The 22,278-nt window shown below is 66.7% G+C and carries 19 protein-coding genes, 1 tRNA gene and 1 pseudogene; 12 read left to right on the plus strand and 9 right to left on the minus strand.

Annotation, left to right across the window (positions count from 1 at the left end; genetic code table 11):
* Positions 1 to 11: 11 nt before the first annotated feature.
* Positions 12 to 493: pseudogene (gene smpB / locus QP165_RS02455) on the minus strand (SsrA-binding protein SmpB).
* A 115-nt stretch (positions 494 to 608) separates the two neighbouring features.
* Positions 609 to 1,508 (minus strand): 4-hydroxy-tetrahydrodipicolinate synthase, encoded by a 900-nt coding sequence (dapA, locus tag QP165_RS02460; RefSeq protein WP_333993588.1) that lies wholly within the window; start codon positions 1,506 to 1,508, stop codon positions 609 to 611.
* Positions 1,509 to 1,587: 79 nt separating this feature from the next.
* On the opposite strand from dapA, the gene QP165_RS02465 reads away from it, so the two are divergent.
* The 3 genes from QP165_RS02465 (at position 1,588) to QP165_RS02475 (ending at position 4,971) form a co-directional block, all read left to right on the plus strand.
* Positions 1,588 to 3,597, plus strand: coding sequence for a lytic transglycosylase domain-containing protein (locus tag QP165_RS02465; protein WP_333996914.1), 2,010 nt, complete (start codon positions 1,588 to 1,590; stop codon positions 3,595 to 3,597).
* A gap of 31 nt (positions 3,598 to 3,628) precedes the next feature.
* A complete protein-coding gene (gene greB, locus QP165_RS02470) occupies positions 3,629 to 4,105 on the plus strand; it encodes a transcription elongation factor GreB (protein ID WP_333996915.1) in 477 nt (158 codons plus the stop codon).
* A 95-nt stretch (positions 4,106 to 4,200) separates the two neighbouring features.
* The gene (locus QP165_RS02475) at positions 4,201 to 4,971 is read left to right on the plus strand and encodes an NYN domain-containing protein (protein ID WP_056023398.1); all 771 of its coding nucleotides are present in this window, start codon (positions 4,201 to 4,203) and stop codon (positions 4,969 to 4,971) included.
* A gap of 27 nt (positions 4,972 to 4,998) precedes the next feature.
* Here the strand turns inward: QP165_RS02475 and QP165_RS02480 are convergent, their stop codons facing one another.
* The 4 genes from QP165_RS02480 to ettA all read right to left on the minus strand — a co-directional run bounded on the left by QP165_RS02480 (position 4,999) and on the right by ettA (position 9,287).
* Complete coding sequence (locus QP165_RS02480) at positions 4,999 to 5,688, minus strand: DUF3108 domain-containing protein (RefSeq protein ID WP_333993590.1); 690 nt, start codon at positions 5,686 to 5,688, stop codon at positions 4,999 to 5,001.
* 70 nt (positions 5,689 to 5,758) lie between these two features.
* The gene (locus tag QP165_RS02485; RefSeq protein ID WP_333993591.1) at positions 5,759 to 5,953 is read right to left on the minus strand and encodes a hypothetical protein; all 195 of its coding nucleotides are present in this window, start codon (positions 5,951 to 5,953) and stop codon (positions 5,759 to 5,761) included.
* Positions 5,943 to 6,959 carry a sensor histidine kinase gene (locus QP165_RS02490; RefSeq protein WP_333993592.1) on the minus strand — a complete coding sequence of 339 codons (1,017 nt, stop codon included), beginning with the start codon at positions 6,957 to 6,959 and terminating at the stop codon, positions 5,943 to 5,945. Before QP165_RS02490 ends, QP165_RS02485 begins: the two co-directional genes overlap by 11 nt.
* Before the next feature lie 648 nt (positions 6,960 to 7,607).
* Positions 7,608 to 9,287 (minus strand): energy-dependent translational throttle protein EttA, encoded by a 1,680-nt coding sequence (gene ettA / locus QP165_RS02495; protein ID WP_056024301.1) that lies wholly within the window; start codon positions 9,285 to 9,287, stop codon positions 7,608 to 7,610.
* A 106-nt stretch (positions 9,288 to 9,393) separates the two neighbouring features.
* Between ettA and QP165_RS02500 the strand changes: the two genes are divergently transcribed.
* The 3 genes from QP165_RS02500 (at position 9,394) to QP165_RS02510 (ending at position 11,408) form a co-directional block, all read left to right on the plus strand.
* The gene (locus QP165_RS02500; RefSeq protein WP_443019350.1) at positions 9,394 to 10,791 is read left to right on the plus strand and encodes a M20/M25/M40 family metallo-hydrolase; all 1,398 of its coding nucleotides are present in this window, start codon (positions 9,394 to 9,396) and stop codon (positions 10,789 to 10,791) included.
* A gap of 154 nt (positions 10,792 to 10,945) precedes the next feature.
* Complete coding sequence (locus QP165_RS02505; RefSeq protein ID WP_056023407.1) at positions 10,946 to 11,212, plus strand: hypothetical protein; 267 nt, start codon at positions 10,946 to 10,948, stop codon at positions 11,210 to 11,212.
* Between the two features lie 120 nt (positions 11,213 to 11,332).
* Positions 11,333 to 11,408: transfer RNA gene (locus QP165_RS02510), tRNA-Ile, on the plus strand.
* 31 nt (positions 11,409 to 11,439) lie between these two features.
* On the opposite strand, the gene QP165_RS02515 is transcribed toward QP165_RS02510, so the two are convergent.
* Positions 11,440 to 11,676, minus strand: coding sequence for a hypothetical protein (locus QP165_RS02515; protein WP_333993597.1), 237 nt, complete (start codon positions 11,674 to 11,676; stop codon positions 11,440 to 11,442).
* A gap of 376 nt (positions 11,677 to 12,052) precedes the next feature.
* Here QP165_RS02515 and QP165_RS02520 point away from each other — a divergent pair, with 376 nt between their 5' ends.
* From QP165_RS02520 to QP165_RS02540, 5 genes are all read left to right on the plus strand, one after another.
* Positions 12,053 to 13,204, plus strand: a complete 1,152-nt coding sequence (locus tag QP165_RS02520; protein WP_333993599.1) for a fumarylacetoacetate hydrolase family protein — start codon at positions 12,053 to 12,055, stop codon at positions 13,202 to 13,204.
* The gene (locus QP165_RS02525; RefSeq protein ID WP_333993600.1) at positions 13,201 to 14,013 is read left to right on the plus strand and encodes an SDR family NAD(P)-dependent oxidoreductase; all 813 of its coding nucleotides are present in this window, start codon (positions 13,201 to 13,203) and stop codon (positions 14,011 to 14,013) included. Before QP165_RS02520 ends, QP165_RS02525 begins: the two co-directional genes overlap by 4 nt.
* Positions 14,014 to 14,016: 3 nt before the next feature.
* On the plus strand, positions 14,017 to 14,910 hold the full coding sequence (locus QP165_RS02530) for an SMP-30/gluconolactonase/LRE family protein (RefSeq protein WP_333993601.1): 894 nt from the start codon (positions 14,017 to 14,019) through the stop codon (positions 14,908 to 14,910).
* Positions 14,911 to 14,977: 67 nt separating this feature from the next.
* On the plus strand, positions 14,978 to 16,417 hold the full coding sequence (locus QP165_RS02535; RefSeq protein ID WP_333993603.1) for a sugar porter family MFS transporter: 1,440 nt from the start codon (positions 14,978 to 14,980) through the stop codon (positions 16,415 to 16,417).
* Positions 16,418 to 16,419: 2 nt separating this feature from the next.
* Positions 16,420 to 17,253: an aldose 1-epimerase gene (locus QP165_RS02540; RefSeq protein ID WP_333996916.1), complete on the plus strand. Its 834-nt coding sequence runs from the start codon at positions 16,420 to 16,422 to the stop codon at positions 17,251 to 17,253.
* Between the two features lie 61 nt (positions 17,254 to 17,314).
* Here the strand turns inward: QP165_RS02540 and QP165_RS02545 are convergent, their stop codons facing one another.
* Both QP165_RS02545 and QP165_RS02550 read right to left on the minus strand, forming a co-directional pair.
* Complete coding sequence (locus QP165_RS02545; protein ID WP_333996917.1) at positions 17,315 to 19,096, minus strand: IlvD/Edd family dehydratase; 1,782 nt, start codon at positions 19,094 to 19,096, stop codon at positions 17,315 to 17,317.
* A 138-nt stretch (positions 19,097 to 19,234) separates the two neighbouring features.
* Positions 19,235 to 20,338 (minus strand): LacI family DNA-binding transcriptional regulator, encoded by a 1,104-nt coding sequence (locus tag QP165_RS02550; protein WP_333993605.1) that lies wholly within the window; start codon positions 20,336 to 20,338, stop codon positions 19,235 to 19,237.
* A gap of 364 nt (positions 20,339 to 20,702) precedes the next feature.
* On the opposite strand from QP165_RS02550, the gene QP165_RS02555 reads away from it, so the two are divergent.
* Positions 20,703 to 22,277: an aldehyde dehydrogenase (NADP(+)) gene (locus tag QP165_RS02555; protein WP_443019351.1), complete on the plus strand. Its 1,575-nt coding sequence runs from the start codon at positions 20,703 to 20,705 to the stop codon at positions 22,275 to 22,277.
* Position 22,278 lies beyond the last annotated feature (1 nt).

Genomic DNA, 22,278 nt, shown 5'->3' on the forward strand with positions numbered 1-22,278 from the left:
CCGCTCACGGCCTATCCACGATCCCGCATGATCCGGCCCTGCTCGCGCTTCCAGTCCTGTTCCTTCACCGAGTCGCGCTTGTCGTGGTTCTGCTTGCCCTTGGCGAGCGCGAGCTCGATCTTCGCGCGGCCCTTGGAATTGAAATAGATCATCAGCGGCACGAGCGTCATGCCCTGGCGCGCGACGGCACCGTGCATCTTGTTGATCTCGCGCTCGTGCAGCAGCAGCTTGCGCGGGCGCTTGGGCTCATGGTTGAAGCGGTTGCCGTGGCTGAACTCGGGGATGTTCGAATTGACCAGCTGGACGGTTTTGCCCTTCACCTCGGCATAGGCCTCCGCGATCGAGCCTTCGCCACCGCGCAGCGCCTTCACCTCGGTGCCGGTCAGCGCGATCCCCGCCTCGAAGACCTGCTCGATGTAATAGTCATACCGCGCGCGCCGGTTCTCGGCGACGATCTTGGTCTTCTCGAAGGTGGGGGTTTGGGACGTGCCATGCGATGCGCGATGTAGGAGGTCGGAGCGCGAAGGGGAAGCGGGCGCGGTATCCCGCAGGATGTTAATTGTCGGTCCCCGCGCCATCCTGACTTTCGCCACGATGACGCAAGGGGATCAGGCCAGCCCTGCGTGGGCCAGCGCTGCATCGACTGCGGCGCGCGAGGCGTCGCCGGCGGGGGTCATCGGCAGGCGCAACGTCTCCGGGAACCCGGCCCGCACGCGCGCCATGGCATATTTCACCGGACCCGGCGACGCGTCGGTGAACAGCGCGTCGTGCAAGGGATATAGCTGATCCTGATAGGCGAGCGCCTTGACGAAATCGCCCGCCTGGCACGCCGCCTGGAAGTCCGCGCAGAGCCTCGGCGCGACGTTCGCGGTCACCGAGATGCAGCCCGTACCGCCCATCACGTTGAACGCCAGCGCGAGGTCGTCATTGCCCGACAGCTGGCAGAAGTCGGGCCCGCACGCCGCGCGGTGCTGCGACACGCGCGCGAGCACGCCGCTGGCATCCTTCACCCCGACGAACACGTCTGGAAACGCGGTCACGACGCGCGCCAGCGTCGCGGGCTGGATATCGGTCACGGTACGGCCGGGCACGTTGTAGAGGATGATCGGCAGCGGCGCGTCGGTCGCGAGCGCCTCGAAATGCCGGAAGATCCCCTCCTGACTCGGGCGGTTGTAATAAGGCGGGACCATCAGCGCAGCGTCGGCGCCGGCATCGCGCGCCGCACGCAGGTTCGCCGAAGCGACGCGCGTGTCGTTCGATCCTGCCCCCGCGATCACGGGCACACGGCCTTTCGCCTGATCGACGCAGACGCGGACGACGTGAAAATGCTCGTCATAGCTCAGCGTCGCCGCCTCGCCCGTCGTGCCGCACGCGACGAGCGCGGACGAGCCTTCGGCGATCTGCCATTCGACAAAATCGCGGTAGGTCGCCTCGTTGAAACTGCCGTCCGCGGCGAAGGGTGTGACGAGCGCCGGGATCGAGCCGGCAAACTGGGAACCTGAAACCATCGGTGTATCGCGCTCCTGCTGCGCTGAAATCGGGTATTTCGTTCAGGACAGATACGGGTTGAAGCGCTATCCTGTCCACATGGTAGCATTGGCGTTTAAATCGACGATCATTCTGGCGGCGCTCGCGGGCACCGCAATCGCGTCCGGGGCCGGGCAGGAAACGCTCGATCGGTATCGGACGCAGCTCGCCAATATGGGGCCGCAGGCACAGACGACCGCAGCGCCCGCGTTCAGCGATGGCGCGATCGCCGCGACGATCGCGCAGTGGCGCGCGTTGCAGCAGACCGACGCGTTGCCGTTCGACAGCTATGCCGGGTTTCTGATGGCGCATCCCGGCTGGCCGAACGAGACCGCCAATCGGCGCGCCGCGGAACGCAAGGCGGCGACCGGGGCGCCGGCGAACGTCGTCGCGTTCTTCACGCGCTATCCACCGCAGTCCGCGACGGGCAATCTCGCCTTCGCGCGCGCGCTGATGGCGTCGGGGCAGCGCGACCGCGCCTATGCCGCAGCGCGCACCGCGTGGCGATCGGGCGGACTGTCGCCGACCGACGAGGTCATGGTGACGACGGGCTTTGCCGGCGCGCTGACGCCCGAGGACCAGGACGCGCGGATGGACGCGCTGCTGTGGTCCGGGCAGACGAGCGCGGCGCAGCGGCAGATCATGCTGGTCAGCCCCGCGCGGCGTCCGCTGTTCGAGGCACGGCTCGCGTTCCGCACCAATGCCCCCAACGCCTCCGACCTGTCGGCAGCGACGCAGGAGACCTATCGCAGCGATGCGGGCTATGTCGCCGATCGCGCGCTGTGGCTGCGCAATGCCGGGGCGAGCCCGACCGCACGCGCCTGGCTCGCACGGCCGCGGTCGCTGACGACGCGTCCTGGCAATCCGGCGAAATGGTACGAGACGCTGGTGACCAACGCGCGCGGCGCGGCGAACGACGGCCAGTGGCAGACCGCGTACGACATCGCGCGGCAGATCGACGATGCCTATCCCGCCGGCGCGAACATCTCGGCGAAATCCTATGCCGAGCGTGACGAATATACCAATCTGGCGTGGCTTGGTGGCCAGGCGGCGATGAAGCAGCTCGGCCGACCCGCCGATGCGATGACGCTGTTCGACCGCTATGCGCGCGGGTCGAGCTCGCCCGTCGTCCGGTCGCGCGGCTATTACTGGGCCGGGCGCGCCGCCGAAGCAGCGGGGCGCGCCGCGGATGCCACCGCCTTCTATACGCAGGCGGCGGGCTATCGCGATCAATTCTATGGCCAGCTCGCGACCGAGCGGATGGGGCGCACGCTGACCCCGCCGCCGCCGATGGCGAGCCTCGCGATCGCACCCGCGGTGCGCGCGGCGTTCGACCAGCGCGAGACGGTCCGCGCGGTGCGGTTCCTCGGCCGGATCAACGACTGGCAGGATCAGACCGCGTTCGTGCGCCAGATCGCCGCGGACGCGACCAGCGATACTGACCATGTGCTGGCGGCCGAGCTGTCCAAGTCGATCAACCGCCCCGACCTCGGCGTGATGGTCGGCCGCAGCGCGCTGACCAACGGGCTGAGCGACTATTCGGCGGCGGGGTTCCCGACCGTCCCCGTGCCCGCGGGCTATGAGGACAATTGGACGATCATCCACGCGATCTCGCGGCAGGAAAGCCAGTTCGATCGCGCCGCGGTCAGCCATGCGGGGGCCCGCGGGCTGATGCAGCTGATGCCCGCGACCGCGCGCGAGCAGTCGGGGAAGATCGGTCTCAACTACGATCAGGCGGCGCTGACGAGCGATCCCAATCTGTCGATCATGCTGGGGTCGAGCTATTTCCAGCGGATATATGCGAACTATGGGAGCTATCCGCTTGCAATCGCGGCGTATAATGCCGGCGGCGGTAACGTGAACAAGTGGCTGCGCGCGAATGGCGACCCACGGACAAGCGCGGTCGACATCGTCGACTGGATCGAGGCGATCCCGTATCAGGAGACGCGCAACTATGTGCAGCGCGTGATCGAGAATGCGGTCGTGTACGATCTGATGAACCCCGCGCGCGCCAAGAGCCGCGTCGCGACGCGGACGTCCTGGTATCTCGGCAAGAACCGCCCCGGCTGATCGGCGCGCTTGTTCCTGCTGACAGATGACGATGGATCGCCCGAACTACATCACGCCCGCCGGCTATGCCGTGCTGCGCGCGGAATATGAGCAGCTTCTGGTCGGCGAGCGGCCAAAGCTCGTCGAGACGATCTCATGGGCGGCGGGCAATGGCGACCGGTCGGAGAATGGCGATTACATCTATGGCCGCAAACGCCTGCGAGAGATCGACCGGCGGCTCGGCTGGCTGTCGAAGCGGATGAAGGCGGCGAAGGTGATCGATCCCGCCGCGCAGGAGGACCGGTCGCGCGTGTGGTTCGGCGCGTGCGTGACGGTCGCCGACGAGGATGACGCGCACCGCACGCTGACGCTGGTCGGCGACGACGAGACCGATGCGGGCAATGGTCGGATCGGCTGGAATTCGCCGTTTGCGCGCGCGTTGCGCGGCGCGGGCGTTGGCGACGTTCGACGCGTCGACCTGCCCGCGGGCGAGCGCGAATATGAAGTGATGGCGATCCGCTACCCCTGACGATCGCGCGTGGCCGCATGGTCGGGGATGGCGTGCGCCGCGACCCGGCGGATCGAGCGTGGACGCGCGGACCGTGCGGGGCTAATCCCGGGTCCATGGCCGAAACCCCAACCCGCAACGTCGCCTTGCTGATCGATGCCGACAACGCCTCGTCCGCGACGCTCGATCCCGTGCTGACCGTCCTTGCAGAGCTTGGCACGGTCAACGTCCGCCGCGTCTATGGCAACTGGTCGAAGCCCGCGCTCAAGGGGTGGCGCGACATGTCGATCAAGCACGGCATCGAGCCGCAGCAGCAGTTCGACCTGACCAAGGGCAAGAACGCGACCGACATGAAGATGACGATCGACGCGATGGACCTGCTGTTCCGCGGGCGGATCGACGGGTTCGGGATCATGTCGTCGGACAGCGACTTCATGCCGCTGGCGATGCGCATCCGCCAGGATGGCGTGCCCGTCTATGGCTTCGGCACGAGCCGCACGCCCGAGGGGTTCCGCCAGGCGTGCACGCGCTTCATCGACGTGAGTGCGCTCGATGATGAATCGGAGCCGATGCCGCTGTCGCTGCCGCCCGCGATCGGGGGCGAGAAGGCCCCTGCCCCCACCGCGCCAACGGCGCGTCGGTCGCGCGGTGGCGAGCCGATCGGATCGGACCTGATCAAACTGCTGATCGACGCGTATAATGCAGGCAAGCGCGACGAGAAAGGTTATCAGAGCCTGACCGAGCTGGGCCAGCGCGCGGGCAACCGGTCGAGCTTCGACGCGCGGAATTACGGCTTCAACCATCTCTCCGAGCTGATCGAGGCGGTGCCCAATTTCCAGACCGAGCGCCGCGACGGCGGGCGGATCTTCGTCAAGCGGGTGCGCTGAGACGGGTTGAGGCCCGCACCGAGGTCCTCAGTCCAGGCCTTTGCAATCGCCGCCAAGTCTGGTGCCGCCACGCGGACTGCGCAGGCCAAGTTCGCGGCCGTCGAGCTTGGCGATGAGCGCGGTGCCGCTAGGCTTGCCGTCCTTGACGATCGCGACCGTCCACGCGTCGACGGCCCCCGTCGGCGTGGACACGCGCTCGCTGCCCGTCACCGTCAGGTCGAAGTGGCCGATACCGCTGTCATACTGGTAGAAGGGCAGCACGAAGGACCGGCCCGCGGCGAGCGGCAACGCACCGAACGTCACCCCCCAGAGATTACCGTCCCAGACCGGCGTCGGCACCGCGACGTCGATCGGAACGGTCGCCCCCTTTTCGACCCGGCGCCCCGTCACGCGCCCGGGCGCATAGCTGAGCGAAACGTGGTCGACCCCGTTGCGGCGGCTGTCGAACGCGATCGGCGTCAGGTCAGCGCGGGCGAGAACGAAATGGTCGCGCATCGCGAACTTCGCGGCGGGCACGCTTTGATTCACGACGATATCGAAGGCTGCCCTGCCGCCGATGCGGACGCGGCGGATCACCTGATGCGTCGCGCCGATGACCACGTCGCCCCCCGATGCCGCGTCAGGCCGGGTTATCGCAAAGCACTGATCGCCCGGCACGACCCGTGCTCCCTGCGGCGCCATCGTCACGGCCGCTGCCGCCATCATGCCCAAGATCATGCCCATGTCCCCGCCAATGCCCCCGCCCCACGACTACGCGGTCGAGTGTGCTATGGTCGAGCAACACACGTCAAGCCTCGGCGGGCGTCGCCTTTCGCGGATCGGCGATCTCGAGCGTCGCGCAGGTGCCCCTGCCCGTATTGGTGATCGTCGTCGCGCCGCCGAGCTGACGCCCCAGACTGTTGATCATCCGCATGCCGAGACTTTTGCGCGATGCCGCCTTGAGGTCGAAGTCCTCGGGAATGCCGACGCCGTCATCGACCACCGACAGGATGATCTCGGCCCTCGGTCGCGCGGATCGTGACGTGGATCACGCCGCCCGCCTCGTCATAGGCATATTTGATCGCGTTGGTGACGAGTTCGGTGACGAGCAGACCCATCGGGATCGCGGTGTCGGCGCTGATCAGGATCGCATCGATCTCGCAGTCGATACGGTGGTTCGGCGCCTGCTCGGCAAGACCCGTCGCGATCCCACAGACGAGATCGTCGAGCGCGACGATGCCGACCTGTTCGCCCCGCCAGAGCTGGTCGTGCGTCTGCGCGATCGCAGTGATGCGCGCCTGTGCGTCGCCAAGCAGCCGCGTGATGCGCGGATCGTCGTCCTCCTGCATCTGCAGGTTGAGCATCGCCGACACGAGCGCGAGGCTGTTCTTGACGCGGTGGCTCGCCTCGCGCGTGAGCAGTTCCTGGTGCTCCATCGCATCGCTCAACCGCTGTTCGGCCTGCTGGCGCTCGATCGCGACGCCGATCAGATTGGCGAAGCCCTGCATGAAGGCGAGATCGGCGGGCTCGAACTTGCCCTCGTCGGGGCTGTCGACCTCGAGCACGCCGAAGCGTTTTCCCGACGTCTCGACGAGCACGTTGATCGCGCGGCGGATCTGGTGCTGTGCCATGAAGTCGGGCGTCCGGAAACGCCCCTCATTTTCGAGATGGTTCGAGATGACGGGCTCACCCGTCTCCAGCGCGAAGCCAGCGGGCGAGCCGAGATCGGTGCGCATCTCGGTCGACCCGACGACGCCGGGCGCCCAGCCGATCCCCGCGCGGACCAGCAACGTGTCGCGCTCGGGGCGGTATTCGAGGAACTTGCAGTATTTCGACCGCATGCCTTCGCCGCAGAGTTCGGTAGCGCGCTGAAGCATCGGATCGAGATCGCGCGCGCGCAACGCCTCGATCCCGAAGTCGGCGAGGATCGACTGCTGGCGGAGGCGATACTGAAGCTCGCCCGCCCCCGGGGGAGCATCCCCTCCGGGTGAAATTTCGACGATCGGCACTCTCAACTCCGCTAAACTCTGCGCGCCTTGCGGCATGATACGGGCGCTTCGGGACGTCCGGCCGGTCATGCCGGGTTGCTGCTGTGACCGGGATGGTACCTCTTACCATTGTCCCGCGGGGCGTAAAGCTCCGGGTCGAGGTCGCTTGGCGCGGCGACCGTTGCCCGCCGCCGCCGGCCTTTGGGCGACGAGCCTGACGAACGCCAATGCCTTCCCGTCATCCTGGCGGACGTCAGGACCCAGAGCCATGAAGCGGGTTGCCCGTAATCCTGGATCCTGACTTTCGTCAGGATGACGGAGGGGTTTGGAGGTCAGGTGCCGGGATCCCCGTCGCGGGGAGACCGCTTTATCTACCGCAGCCTTTGATTGGCACGCGGCGGACTTGGTCCCGCAGTAAGTCGGCTTCTTGTCCCCCGATACGTCGGGCTGAGCGGCATGGCGAGTTAGCGTCAGGACTGATCAACACCATCCCCCTCCGTCATCCTGACGAAAGTCAGGATCCAGAGCCATGAAGCGGACCGCCTGTAACCCTGGATCCTGACTTTCGTCAGGATGACGAACATTGAGCCCAGCGGCAGAGAGCCACGTCGCGGGGCGACAGCTTCACCCGCCGCAGCCCGGTGACCCGGGTACGGCGGGCTGGGTCGTTCAGCGCGTCAGCTTCTTGTACGCCAGACGCGTCGGGCGGTCGGCGGCATCGCCGAGGCGACGGCGCTTGTCTTCCTCGTAGCTTTCATAATTGCCCTCGAACCATTCGACATGGCTGTCGCCCTCGAACGCGAGGATGTGCGTCGCGAGGCGATCGAGGAAGAAGCGGTCATGGCTGATGACCACCGCGCAGCCGGCGAACGTCTCGAGCGCCTCCTCGAGCGCACGCAGCGTCTCGACGTCGAGATCGTTGGTCGGTTCGTCGAGCAGGAGGACGTTGCCACCTTCCTTGAGCATCTTGGCCATGTGGACGCGGTTGCGCTCACCGCCCGACAGTTGGCCGACCTTCTTCTGCTGGTCCGGACCGCGGAAATTGAACGCGCCGACATACGCCCGCGTCCCCATCTCCTGCTTGCCGAAGCGGAAGATCTCGAGCTCGTCGGAGATTTCCTGCCAGACGTTCTTGTTCGGATCGAGATCGTCGCGGCTCTGATCGACATAGCCGAGCTTTACGGTCGAGCCGACCTCGATCGTGCCCTCGTCGGGGGTTTCCTGGCCGGTAATCAGCTTGAACAACGTCGACTTGCCCGCACCGTTGGGGCCGATCACGCCGACGATGCCGCCCGGCGGCAGCGTGAAGTCGAGACCGTCGAACAGCAGCTTGTCGCCGTAGGACTTGGTCAGGCCCTTCGCCTCGATCACCTTGCCACCGAGACGCGCGGGCAGCTGGATCAGGATCGCGGCCTTGCCCGCGACGCGGTTCTCCTGCTTCTCCATCAGCTCGTCGAATGCACGGATACGGGCCTTCGACTTGGTCTGGCGCGCCTTGGGGGTCTGGCGCATCCACGCCAGCTCGTCGGCGATCGCCTTCTGCTTGCCAGCCTCTTCGCGCTCTTCCTGGCTGAGGCGCTGCGCCTTCTTCTCCAGATAGCCCGAATAGTTGCTCTCGTAGGTGTAGTAGCGGCCGCGATCGAGCTCGAGCACCCAGTTGACGACGTTGTCGAGGAAGTAGCGGTCATGCGTCACGAGGATGACGTTGCCGGTATATTCCTTGAGGTAATTCTCGAGCCACGACACGCTCTCGGCGTCGAGATGGTTGGTCGGCTCATCGAGCAGCAGGATCTGCGGCTTCTCGAGCAGCAGCTTGCACAGTGCGACGCGACGCTTCTCACCGCCCGACAGGTTCTCGACCGACGAATCGCCTGGCGGGCAGCGCAGCGCTTCCATCGCCTGTTCGAGCTGGCTGTCGAGCGACCAGCCGTCGACCGCGTCGATCTTGGCCTGGAGATCGCCCATCTCCTCCATCAGCGCGTCGAAATCGGTGTCGTCCTGCGGATCGCCCATCTCGGCCGAGATCGCGTTGAAGCGGTCGACGAGGTCGGCGACGGGGCGCACGCCGTCCTTGACGTTGCCCATCACGTCCTTGGTCGGATCGAGCTGCGGCTCCTGCGCGAGATAGCCGACATTGACGCCGTCGGCTGCCCAGGCCTCACCGGTGAAATCGGGATCCATCCCCGCCATGATCTTCATGAGCGTCGACTTGCCCGAACCGTTGGGGCCGATGATCGCGATCTTCGCCGACGGAATGAACTGGAGGTGGATGTTGTTGAGGACGGGCTTTGCGGCACCGGGGAAGGTCTTGGTCAGACCCTTCATGACGTAGGTGTACTGGACGGCCATGTTGGTGCCGGGCTCCATGCTAGACTGAGGCGGGATTTGACGAGCGCAGATAGCGATGCGACGGGCCGTTGGCAAACGGGGAGCGGCGACATAGGCTTCGCCGATGATGAAGCGCACGCTCGCGGTACTGGCCGCCTCCACCCTGACCTTTCCCCTTATGGCACAGCGCACGGCTCCCCCGCCGCCCGCGCCGGTCGACGCCAAGGTCGCTGCGCTCCGCGATGCGGCGCTGAAGGACGAGGTCGCGTACGATATCGTCGAGGGGATGACGACCGAGATCGGGCCACGGCTGGCGGGAACCGAAGCCGAGGCGCGGGCGCGCGCCTGGTCGGTCGTCAAGCTCAAGGCGCTCGGGTTCAAGAACGTCCGGATCGAGCCGTACCAGATGCCCGTCTGGGTGCGCGGCATCGAGACCGCGTCGATCCTCTCGCCCTTCCCGCAGGCGCTCAAGCTGACCGCACTCGGCAATTCGGGTGCGACGCCTGCGGGCGGGCTGACCGCGCAGGTCGTCGTGTTCAAGACGTATGGCGACCTCGCGGCGGCGCCCGCGGGAAGCCTTGCGGGCAAGATCGCCTATGTCGGCAACGCGATGGAGCCGACGCAGGACGGGTCGAGCTATGGCGCCTATGGCCCTGCGCGCTTCGTCGGTCCGGCGATGGCGGCGAGCAAGGGCGCGGCCGCGATCGTGATCCGCTCGATCGGCACCGACCATCACCGCAACCCGCATACCGGCACGACCAACTTCCCCGCCGGCGTCACGCCGATCCCGTCGGCCGCGCTGTCGGTCCCCGATGCCGAACTGATCGAACGCATCGCGATGCGCGGCAAGCCGATCACGATGACGCTCGTCCTCACGCCGCGGATGACGGGTACGCACGAATCGGGCAACGTTATCGCCGAGGTCCCCGGGACCGATCCCAAGGCGGGGATCGTGCTGATCGGCGGGCATCTCGACAGCTGGGATCTTGGGACCGGCGCGATCGACGATGCGAGCGGCGTGGCGATCACCGCGGCGGCGGCCAAGCGGATCCTCGACGGCCCGCGCCCGCGCCGGACGATCCGCGTCGTCTGGTTTGGTGCCGAGGAAGTCGGCGGTTTCGGCGGCAAGGCCTATGCCGAGGCGCACAAGACCGAGCGCCACGCGACCGCCGGCGAATCCGACTTCGGTGCGGACCGCGTGTGGCGGTTCGAGACCAACCTGCCCGAGAGCGCGAAGCCGGTAGCTGATCGCCTCGCCTCCGCGCTCGCGCCGCTTGGCATCGCGCGGGGCGCGGGTGTCGGTGGCGACGGGACCGATGTCGGACCGACGATGGCGCTCGGCGTCGCGGCGATCGACCTCAACCAGTCGGGTACGCGCTATTTCGACACGCATCACACGCCCGACGATACGCTCGACCGGATCGATCCTGTGCAGCTGCAGCAGAACGTCGCGGCATGGACGACGATGCTCGCGATCGTCGCCAATGCACCCGAAGAAATCGGACCGGTTGTGCCTAGAAAGTGACCAATCGGTGGCTCGATTGCGTCATCGTCCTGTCGCAAACCTTGCCAGGAGATGAATTTAGCGGATTGACCGGCTGCGGAGGTCCGCTATTTGACGGGACTTCGCGACGGCAATCGGGTCGGCCGCGAGTGAAACTATGCTTGGGAGCATTCGAATGAAGAAGATCGTTCTGATCGCTGCTGCCGCCGGCCTGATGTCCGTCGCAGCATGCAGCAAGTCGCCAGAAGCAGCCGCAGTTGAGAACAACGCGGACATGCTGGCAGACAACATGGAAATGCAGGCTGACAACATGGACGCCATGGCGGACAACACCTCGAACGCAGTCGCAACCGACGTGCTCGAGAACGCAGCCGACAACATGAACGCAGCAGCAGACAACGTCCGCGAAGCTGCCGACGAGAAGACCGACAACATGAACTAAGACTGTGTCGGGCGCTCGCGCCCGACAGGTTTTGGTGTCGGAAGGGCGTCCCCGCGGGGGCGCCCTTTTCTTTTGTGGTCTTTTGCTTTCCCAAAGCTTGCGCTAACGCAGGCGACGGTGGGGCCTGTAGCTCAACGGTTAGAGCTGGCCGCTCATAACGGCTAGGTTGCGGGTTCGATTCCTGCCGGGCCCACCAACACCCCTGCAACCAGCCCGTTCAACCTTCTTCAGCTTCCCGCCGTCGCGTTGGGATTGTCGGGGCCGCTATAGTCGATGTGCGACTGCCCGCCATGCTGATGGTCGAAGCCGTCATTGTCGGGGTCGCCCTTGACCTGGTCCTTGTCCTTGAACGCGCCGCCGCCGCTCTCGCCGCCGCCCGTGCGCCCCGTCTCGACATCGCCCGACATTTTCGCGTCGTCCTTGTCGGGAACCGCCTGCATCGGCTGCTTGCCATCGTCTGCCATCATCATTCTCCTCACAGGATCAACGGGCCGCAGCGCGCTTTGATCCTTGCCGAGCGCCGGGTGCACTATGCCGAACAGGAAAGCCGCGGTTCCGCGCGATGAATGATAGCGTTATCCCCTCGGCATTTGCCCCGCACGACGACGGACGACGTCTCAGGCCGGTTTAGCACGACTCGGCAGGGCGGATCGGAGCGGGACGATCATGATGCGCGCGCGTTGTGGGCCGCGCAGAACGGACCGGCTTGCTACGGATGCGTGCAGGCGTCAGACGGAGGAGGACGAGTGCCGCGCGGATAGTCCGCGATATGCGCCGCACCCCTTGACGATCGGGCAATCGCCGATACGATAGCGGTAACATAAGTGGAGAGGGAAATTGATGTCGCATATCGCCGCGCCGGTCGAATCGGCGCTGCCCGCAGATTGGCGGAGTGCGCTCCTGCTGGGTCGGATCGACCTGGGTGACGGTCCTACCCCCGTGCTGGTCAGGGATGGACAGATTTTCGATATGTCGGGCGTCGCGCCGACCGTCTCCGCGCTGGTCGCCGGTGGCGATTTCGACACGACAGCGGGCCGCCCGCTCGGCGCGCTCGAGACGCTCGCGCTGTCCGCGGCGACCGACGCCCCCGCCCGCCTGCTGAGCCCGATCGATCTGCAATGCGTCAAGGCGGCAGGCGTGACGTTCGCGGTGTCGGCGATCGAGCGCGTGATCGAGGAACGCGCCCGCGGCGACGCGAGCAAGGCCGCCGAGGTACGCGGCCGGCTTGAATCGCGGATCGGTGGCAGCGTCCGTCTGGTCGTCCCCGGATCGGAAGAGGCCGCGGCGCTCAAGCAGGCGCTCATCGACGACGGCATGTGGTCCCAATATCTTGAGGTCGCGATCGGCCCCGACGCCGAGATCTTCACCAAGAGCCCGACGCTGTCGACGGTCGGCTGGGGCGGGCCGATCGGGATCCGCTCCGATTCGACGTGGAACAACCCCGAGCCCGAGGTCGTGCTGCTCGTCGATGCGCAGGGGACCGTCGTCGGCGCGACGCTTGGCAACGACGTCAATCTGCGAGATTTCGAGGGGCGGTCGGCGTTGCTGCTAAGCAAGGCAAAGGACAACAACGCGTCCTGCTCGATCGGGCCGTTCATCCGCCTGTTCGACGACGGCTTCACGCTTGACGACGTCCGCGCGAGCGAGATCACGCTGAAGATCGAGGGCGAGGACGGCTATGTGCTCGACGGCCATAGCTCGATGCGCGAGATCAGCCGCGACCCTGAGGACCTGGTCGTTCAGGCGATGAGCGAGCACCATTATCCCGACGGTTTCGTGTTGTTCCTCGGCACGTTGTTCGCCCCGACCAAGGACCGGGACGAACCGGGCCGCGGGTTCACGCACAAGATGGGCGACGTGGTGTCGATCTCCAATCCGAAGCTCGGATCGCTGGTCAACCGCGTGACGACGTCGCGCGATGCGCCCGCTTGGACGCTCGGCATCAGCGGGCTGATGAACAATCTGGCCCGTCGCGGGCTGTTAGACGCATGATAATCGACCAGACGGAGACCCCAGTGCTGCAGCAAACGACCGCTATCGGCGGCAAGGCGATCTATCCGAGCCTCGCCGACAAGCGCGTCATCGTCACCGGTGGCGGATCGGGTATCGGCGAAGGCCTGGTAGAGGCCTTCGTGGCGCAGGGCGCGCGCGTCGCGTTCGTCGACGTGGCGGACGATGCCAGCCACGCGCTGCTCGCGCGGCTGACCCCCGGCGCGGTGCACGAGCCCCTCTACCGCCACTGCGATCTGACCGACATCGCCCAGCTCAAGTCAATCTTCGCCGAGATCGAGACAGTGCTTGGCGGTGTCGACATCCTGATCAACAATGCCGGCAACGATGATCGCCACGGGATCGACGAGGTCACGCCGGACTATTGGGACCAGCGGCTGAACGTCAATCTGCGGCACCAGTTCTTTGCGGCGCAGGCGGTGGTGCCGGCGATGAAGCGCGCAGGCGGCGGCGTCATCCTGAATTTCGGATCGATCAGCTGGCACCTCGCGCTCCCCGATCTGGTTCTGTACCAGACGTGCAAGGCGGCGATCGAAGGTCTGACGCGCGGGCTCGCGCGCGATCTCGGCCGCGAGGGCATTCGCGTCAATACGGTCGTCCCGGGCAACGTCCAGACTCCGCGCCAGGAGAAATGGTACACCCCCGAAGGCGAGGCCGAGATCGTCGCGGCACAATGCACCGATGGCCGCATCCAGCCGAGCGACGTTGCCGCGCTGGTGCTGTTCCTGTCGTCGGACGATGCGCGGATGTGTACGGGTCATGATTATTTCATCGACGCGGGATGGCGCTGATTCATGGATGAGGGATTGATGGAGAAGGACGCCCGTTCGATCCTGACGGTCGGCGCGGAACTCGGCGAGGGACCAGTCTGGTCACCGCGCGATACGGGTCTGTGGTTCGTCGATATCAAGGCGCCCTGCGTCTATCGCCACGACCCCGCGACCGGCGCGCTCGATCGATGGGACGCACCCGATCATGTCGGCTGGATCCTGCCCGCGGACGACGGAAGCTGGGTCGCCGGCCTTGCCACGGGCGTTCACCGGTTCGATCCTACGGATGGCAGCTTCACGCTGTTGAACGCCGTCGAGGACGATCTGCCGCGCAACCGGCTCAACGACGCGGCGATCGATCCGGCGGGCCGGATCTGGTTCGGGACGATGGACAATGACGAGGCGAACCCGACGGGCCGGTTCTATTGCTGGCAGGCCGGCGTGGTCACGCCCGCGCCGGTCGCCCCCATCGTCATCACCAACGGCCCCGCGATCGCGCCCGACGGCCGGACGGCGTATCTCGTCGACACGCTTGGGCTGTCGATCGACGCGCATCCGATCGATGCCGACGGCGTCATCGGCGAAGGCCGGCGTTTCCTGACGTTCGACGGCCAGACGGGGTATCCCGACGGGGCGATCTGCGATGCCGAGGGCGGCGTCTGGGTCGGGTTCTATGGTGGCTGGGCCGCGCGGCGGTTTGCACCCGATGGCAGCATGACGGCCGAGGTCCGCTTCCCCGTCGCCAATATCACCAAGATCGCGCTTGGCGGCGAAGACGGCAAGACCGCCTACGCGACCACTGCGCGGCAGGGGCTGTCGGCGGATGCGCTGGCGGATCAGCCGCTCGCCGGCAATGTCTTCACGTTCCGTGTCGACGTGGGCGCCGCGCCGGTGACGCCGGTGCGCCTCACCACCTGAACGACGAATACCCAACGCACGAATACAGCGCGCCGTCAGAGCGCGTACCATCTGGAAGGAAGCCTTAATGAACGGCACGGCAACTGCCACGGACCCGGGCATCGACGCAGGTCGCGTCAACGGGACGTTGATCGGCCTGATCGTCGCGGTCGCGACCGTCGGCGGATTCATGTTCGGATATGATTCGGGCGTGATCAACGGGACGCAGAAGGGGATCGAGGCGGCGTTCGGGCTCGGCCGGTTCGGGATCGGCGTCAACGTCGGCGCGATCCTGGTCGGGTCGTCGGTCGGTGCGTTTGCCGCAGGCCGGCTGTCCGACGTGATCGGTCGCCGCAACACGATGATGCTGGCCGCGGTCCTGTTCATCATCAGCGCGCTCGCGGCAGGCGCGGCGGATACGTCCGCTGTGTTCATCATCGCGCGGATCATCGGCGGGTTCGGCGTCGGCGCGGCGAGCGTCACCTCGCCCGTCTATATCTCCGAGGTCGCTCCGGCTAATATCCGCGGACGGCTGACGAGCATCCAGCAGGTCATGATCATCTCCGGCCTGACCGGCGCGTTCGTCGCCAATTTCGCACTTGCGCGGATCGCCGGCGGATCGACCGCCGAATTCTGGCTGGGCTATCAGGCGTGGCGCTGGATGTTCTGGCTTCAGGTCATTCCCGCAGCGATCTATTTCGTCGCGCTGTTCTTCATTCCCGAAAGCCCGCGCTACCTCGTCGTCAAGGGGCATGACGCGCGCGCCGAGACCGTGCTGACGCGGCTGTTCGGCAATGCCGAAGCACGCCGCAAGGTCGCGGAGATCCGCGCGTCGCTCGCGGTCGATCATCACAAGCCGCGGCTGTCCGACCTGATCGACAAGAAGACCGGCAAGATCCGCCCGATCCTGTGGGCAGGTATCGGCCTCGCGGTGTTCCAGCAGCTCGTCGGCATCAACGTCGTCTTCTATTATGGCGCGACGCTGTGGGAGGCGGTCGGCTTTACCGAGGACAATGCGCTCCAGATCAACATTCTGTCGGGCGTCCTCTCGATCGCGGCATGCCTGCTGACGATCGCGCTGATCGACAAGATCGGGCGCAAGCCGCTGCTGCTCGTCGGCTCGGCCGGGATGACCGTCACGCTGGGTATCGTCGCCTGGGCGTTCTCGAACGCGATCCCCGCGGCGTCGGGCGTCGGCGTCACGCTGCCCGGCAACACCGGGCTGATCGCGCTGATTGCGGCCAACCTGTACGTGATCTTCTTCAACGTCAGCTGGGGCCCGGTGATGTGGGTGATGCTGGGCGAGATGTTCCCGAACCAGATCCGCGGGTCGGCGCTCGCGGTATCGGGCTTCGCACAGTGGATCGCCAACGCGGTGATCTCGGTGAGCTTCCCGTCGCTCGTGCTGTCGCCGGGTCTGGCGATCACCTATCTCGGCTATGCGATTGCCGCGCTCGTTTCGTTCTTCTTCGTCCAGAAGATGGTCACCGAAACCCGCGGTCGCGAACTCGAGGACATGGTCGGTTGACGATGCGACTGGCATGCGGCGCGTGGGAGCTCGACCTGCTCCCCGCGCTGGGGGGCGCGATCGCTGCGCTGCGGCGGGACGGGGCCGACATCTTCCGCCCTACCCCGCACGCCGCGCGGCACCCGCTCGAGGCCGCGTGCTTCCCGCTGGTGCCCTATGCGAACCGGATCGCCGATGGCCGCTTCAGTTTCGAGGGCGAAGGGCTCGTCGTCCGGCGCAACGTCGCGGACCAGGCGCATCCGCTGCACGGCACGGGGTGGCTCCAGCCCTGGACCGTCGGACAGAGCGACGAGCGATCCGCGACGCTCCGCTATCGTCACGGCGCAGATGATGGCTGGCCGTGGGCGCATGATGCGGAGCAGCGGATCGTGCTCAGCGATGAGGGGCTGCACGTGACGCTGTCGCTCACCAACACCGGCGATCGGGCGATGCCCTTCTCGCTTGGTCTTCATCCCTATTTCACCAAGGCAGGGGTTTCGTGCCTGCGCTTCAATGCGGAGCGGGTATGGCTGATCGATGACGCGTTTCTGCCGACCGAGCCGGCGCCGGCGGACCGGATCGGCGACTGGGCCGCGGGCGAAACGGTCGAACGGACGAGCCTGATCGACAACAGCTATGAAGGCTGGTCGGGAAACGCGACGATATCGCGCGACGATGGCGATCTGCGTCTGGCCGGTACGAGCACGCCGTTCCTCCACGTCTTCACGCCGCCGGGCGAGCCGTATTTCTGCGTCGAGCCCGTGACCGCGATGCCCGACGCGTTCAACCGCGCCGTGCCCGCCGTTCTGCAGCCGGGCGAGAGCCACGCGATCACGATGACACTGACCGCCGTATAGCCGAGAGTTGGGGGCCGCCCGAAGGAGGGGGACGAACGCCCCCTCCCCCTAATGCCCGTCCCTAGTGGTTGTGCCGCGGTGTCTTGGCTGCGATCCCGCGATACTTGACTGCGAAGTCGAGCACGCCGCCCTGCGCCAGCTGCCCCGTCTTCTCGCGGTACAGTTCTTCCCACGGCGAATTGCTGGGTGGGATCGGCGGTGCGGGCTCGGTCTTGCGGCGCGCGATCTCGTCGGGATCGACGAGCGCATTGCAGGTGCCGGCGTCGAGGTCGATGCGGATCATGTCACCGTCGCGCAGCCATGCGAGGCCGCCACCGACCGCGCTTTCGGGCGAGACGTTGAGGATCGACGGGCTGTCCGAGGTACCCGATTGCCGACCGTCGCCCAGCGTCGGCAGCGTCAGCACGCCCTGCTGGATCAGGGCGTCAGGCGGCTGCATGTTGACGACCTCGGCCGAGCCGGGCCAGCCGATCGGTCCCGAGCCCCGAATGACGAGGATGCACTGCGCGTCGATGCCGAGCGCCGGGTCGTTGATGCGGTGATGATAGTCGTCCGACCCGTCGAACACGACCGCGCGCGCTTCGAACCGGTTCTCGGCGCCGGGGGTCGACAGATAACGCATCCGGAAGGCGTCGGAAATCACCGAGGTCTTCATGATCGCATGGTCGAACAAATTGCCCTTGAGCACGAGGAACCCCGCGCGCTCGAGCAGGGGGTCCTCGAGCGTGTGGATCATCTCGCGGTCGTTCGTGACACGGCCGCCGAGATTGTCGCCGACGCTGTGTCCGGTGATCGTCAGGCAGCTCGTATCGAGCATCCCCGCCTCGGACAGCTCGTGCATCACCGCGGGGACACCGCCCGCACGGTGAAAGCGCTCGCCGAGATATTTGCCCGCGGGCTGCATGTTGACGATCAGCGGGACGTCGTAGCCGTGGTCCGCCCAGTCCGCCATGTCGAGCTCGACGCCCGCATGCTGCGCCATCGCCATGATGTGCGGCTGCGCATTGCTCGATCCGCCGATCGCGCTGACGACGCGGATCGCGTTCAGGAACGCCGCGCGCGTCAGGATCTTCGACGGGCGCAGGTCTTCATACGCCATGTCGACGATCCGCCGGCCGGTCTCGTACGCCATCTGGCCGCGTTCGCGGTACGGCGCGGGGATCGCGGCGCACCCCGTCAGCGACATGCCAAGCGCCTCGGCGACCGCGTTCATCGTCGAGGCGGTACCCATCGTGTTGCAATGCCCGGCGGACGGCGCGCTGTCGGTGGCGCGCTGGAGGAACTCCTCCTCGTCGATCTCACCTGCGGCAAGCTTGCGGCGGCTGCGCCAGATCACGGTGCCCGACCCGACGAGTTCGCCGTCGTGCCAGCCATCGAGCATCGGACCGCCCGACAGCACGATCGCCGGAATATCGACCGTCGATACCGCCATGATCCCCGCGGGGGTCGTCTTGTCGCATCCAGTAGTCAGCACCACCGCATCGATCGGGTAGCCGTAGAGCGTCTCGACGAGCGTCATATAGGCGAGGTTGCGATCGAGCGCGGCGGTCGGGCGACGGCAATTCTCGAAGATCGGGATCGTCGGGAATTCCATCGGGATCCCGCCCGCTGCGATGATCCCGTCGCGCGTCCGCTTGGCGAGTTCGACGTGAATGCGGTTGCACGGCGACAGGTCGCTGCCGGTCTGCGCGATCCCAATGATCGGCTTGCCGCAGCGAAGCTCGGCGGGGGTCAGCCCGTAATTCATGAAGCGTTCGAGATACAGCGCGGTCATGTCCGACCGGGCGGGGTCGGCGAACCAGTCGCGGGAACGGAACGGCCTTGCCGGTACGCGATCCAAGATATCTCTCCTGTTATAACCTTATGAGAGCGCTACCGTCACTGACGGCGCAGTCAAGCGATAGCGTGACGGCGGGCGGTCAACGCGACGAAAAAGCGTGTCAAAACAATGTCGCGCCGGATCATTGCCCGGCCGTCGGGGCTAGTCCCTGCTCGATTTGTGCTGCGCGCGAGTCGAGGGGCGGCGACGCGGCGCGGCGTCGGACTGGCGGCGGATCAGCGTGTAGTCGAGCAGGACGTGCCGCGCGCGCTCGGTCTTGCCGTTGCGCGCCGAACGGACAATCCCGACGAGCAGTTCGACCGCGGCGCGCGACATCGTCGCGATCGGCTGATGGATGGTCGTGAGCTCGGGCCAGATCGTCGTCGCGAGCGCGCTGTCGTCGAACCCGCAGACGGTCAGGTCGCCGGGCACGTCGAGCCCGCGACGATGCGCGACCGCAACCGTCGCTGCGGCCATGTCGTCGTTGCTCGCGAAGATCGCGGTCGGCGGGTTCGGCGCGTCCATCAGATGCTCCGCCGCATCGAGACCCGAGCGATAGGTGAACAGGCCTTGCGCGATCAGCGTGTCGTCCGCGGCGACGCCGTGCTCGGCAAGCGCCGCGCGATAGCCCTCGAGCCGTTTGGCGCTGGCGGTCTGGTTCGGGTTGCCGATGATGAAGCCGATCCGCGCATGACCGAGCCCGATCAGATGCGCGGTCATGGCGTGCGCGGCCTGCATGTCGTCGATGCTGACCGACGCCGCCTCTTCAGGCGCGCGCCCGGTCGCGACGACGACGGTGGGGATATTGGCGTTGAGCAGCACCTCGAGCACGCCCTTGGAGTCGCAGAGCGGTGGCGGCAGGACGACGCCGTCGATCCCGCTGCGCACCAGCCGTTCGGCGACCTCGACGTCATGGTCGCCGATTTCACATTTCTCGACGATCAGCTGGATGTCGCTGCGCCCCGCCTGGTCGAGACTGCCGACGAGGAATTCGCTGAGATAGCTCGCGCTGGGGTTCGAATAGAGCAACGCGATCCGCAACTGCGCCGCACCCGCAAGACTGCGCGCGGCGGGATTGGGGGCGTAATTGAGCTGTGCGATCGCGACGTTGACCGCCTCGCGCGTGGTTTCGCGAACATTGGTATCGGCGTTGATGACGCGCGACACGGTCATCGGCGATACCCCGGCGAGCAGCGCCACGTCCGAAATGGTCGGCGCGCCGCCCTGCCGCTTGGTGGTACGAGTTTTGCGAACACTGGTCGTCATCGTTGAAACCCTAGCATGCCGCGCACTGCCGGAAAGCCCCATATTCCGTGCCGAAATCGCACGTGACGCCGCCACCTGCCGATCGCGCACCATCGCATGCAGACAATGGTAGCGGTAGCATCCATTCTTGCTATGATGCGTTTGTGATGGTGTGACGGGAGAACGATGCGCCGCGGACGATACGCGTTTCGCCCTGACGGGTGGAAACGGTGCGGCAGGACCCTCAGATAGTGTCCAAAGCAACGGCGCGCACCCGGCGCTCGTAGCAACGGGGCGATGGCGGATTATCCCACCGTCACGGGTCGGGCGCTCCGCGTCCGCCCCTGCGACATCACGGCCTCAATCGAATTCCTAGGAGAATGATATCATGGACGGCAGTTTCCTGATCGGCGCGCGTGCGGTCACCAGCGACACGACGTTCGAGGGCATCGATCCCGCGACGAACGACACGCTCGATACCGCGTTCGCCGTATCGTCCCCCGAAAACGTCGCCGAAGCATGCGCGCTGGCGGACGCCGCGTTCGATGCATTCCGCGAGACCGATCCGGCAGACCGCGCGACCTTCCTCGAGACGATCGCGTCCGAGATCGAGGCGATCGGTGAAGAGCTGGTGGCGCGTGCCATCCTCGAAAGCGGGCTGCCCCGGCCGCGTCTCGAAGGCGAGCGTGGCCGCACCACCGGCCAGCTTCGCATGTTCGCAAAGCTGCTCCGCCAGGGCCGCTATACACAGGTGACGATCGACTCCGCGCTGCCCGACCGGACGCCCCTGCCCCGCTCCGACCTGCGCCAGCGCCGGATCGCGGTCGGCCCGGTCGCGGTGTTCGGTGCATCGAACTTCCCGCTCGCCTTCTCGGTTGCCGGCGGCGACACGGCGTCCGCGCTCGCAGCGGGTTGCCCCGTCGTGGTCAAGGGGCACCCCGCGCACCCCGGCGCGACCGTGATGGTCGCGCGCGCGATCCAGGCGGCGGTCGCGAAATGCGGCCTGCCCGAAGGCGTGTTCTCGCTGGTCCAGGGTCCATCGAATGCGCTCGGCGCCTCGCTCGTCGTCGATCCGCGGATCAAGGCGGTCGGCTTCACCGGATCGCGCGCGGGTGGTCTCGCGCTGGTCGAGCTCGCCAACCGGCGCGCCGAGCCGATTCCGGTCTATGCCGAGATGAGCAGCATCAACCCGGTCATCCTGATGCCGGCGGCGCTCGCGGCGCGCGGCGAGGCGCTGGCCAGGGGCTATGTCGGGTCGCTGACGATGGGTTCGGGCCAGTTCTGCACCAACCCCGGCATCGTCGTCGCGCTGGACGGGCCCGATCTCGACGCGTTCGCGGCGACCGCGGCGGAAGCGCTGAGCGCCGCCCAGCCGCAGGTCATGCTGACGCCCGGCATCCATGCCGCCTATGACAAGGGCGTCACCGCGCTCGAAAGCCATGCCGAGATCGCGACGCTCGCGCGTGGCGCCGAGGGTACGGGCTGCAACCGCGGCCGCGCAGCGCTGTTCTCGACGACCGCGGACGCGTTCATGGCGGACGTGGCGCTTTCGCACGAGGTGTTCGGTGCGGCATCGCTGATCATCCGCTGCCGCGACATGGCGCAGCTGCGCGATGTGCTCGCAGGTCTCGAGGGGCAGCTGACCGCGACGCTGCATCTCGACGAGGCGGACCACGACGCGGCGGCAACGCTCGTCCCGCTGCTCGAGCGCAAGGCCGGTCGCATCCTCGCCAATGGCTGGCCGACGGGTGTCGAGGTGTCGACAGCGATGGTGCATGGCGGCCCCTTCCCCGCGACGTCGGATCCGCGCGGGACGTCGGTTGGCACCGCGGCGATCGAGCGCTTCCTGCGCCCGGTCTGCTATCAGGACCTGCCCGATGCGTTGCTGCCGCGCGCCGTCAAGCACGCCAACCCGCTGGGGCTCGAGCGCGTGATCGACGGCGTCGTCGAGGCCGCGTAAC

This window comes from Sphingomonas sp. 22R3R2A-7 (genome assembly GCF_036856055.1).
Classification (GTDB): domain Bacteria; phylum Pseudomonadota; class Alphaproteobacteria; order Sphingomonadales; family Sphingomonadaceae; genus Sphingomonas.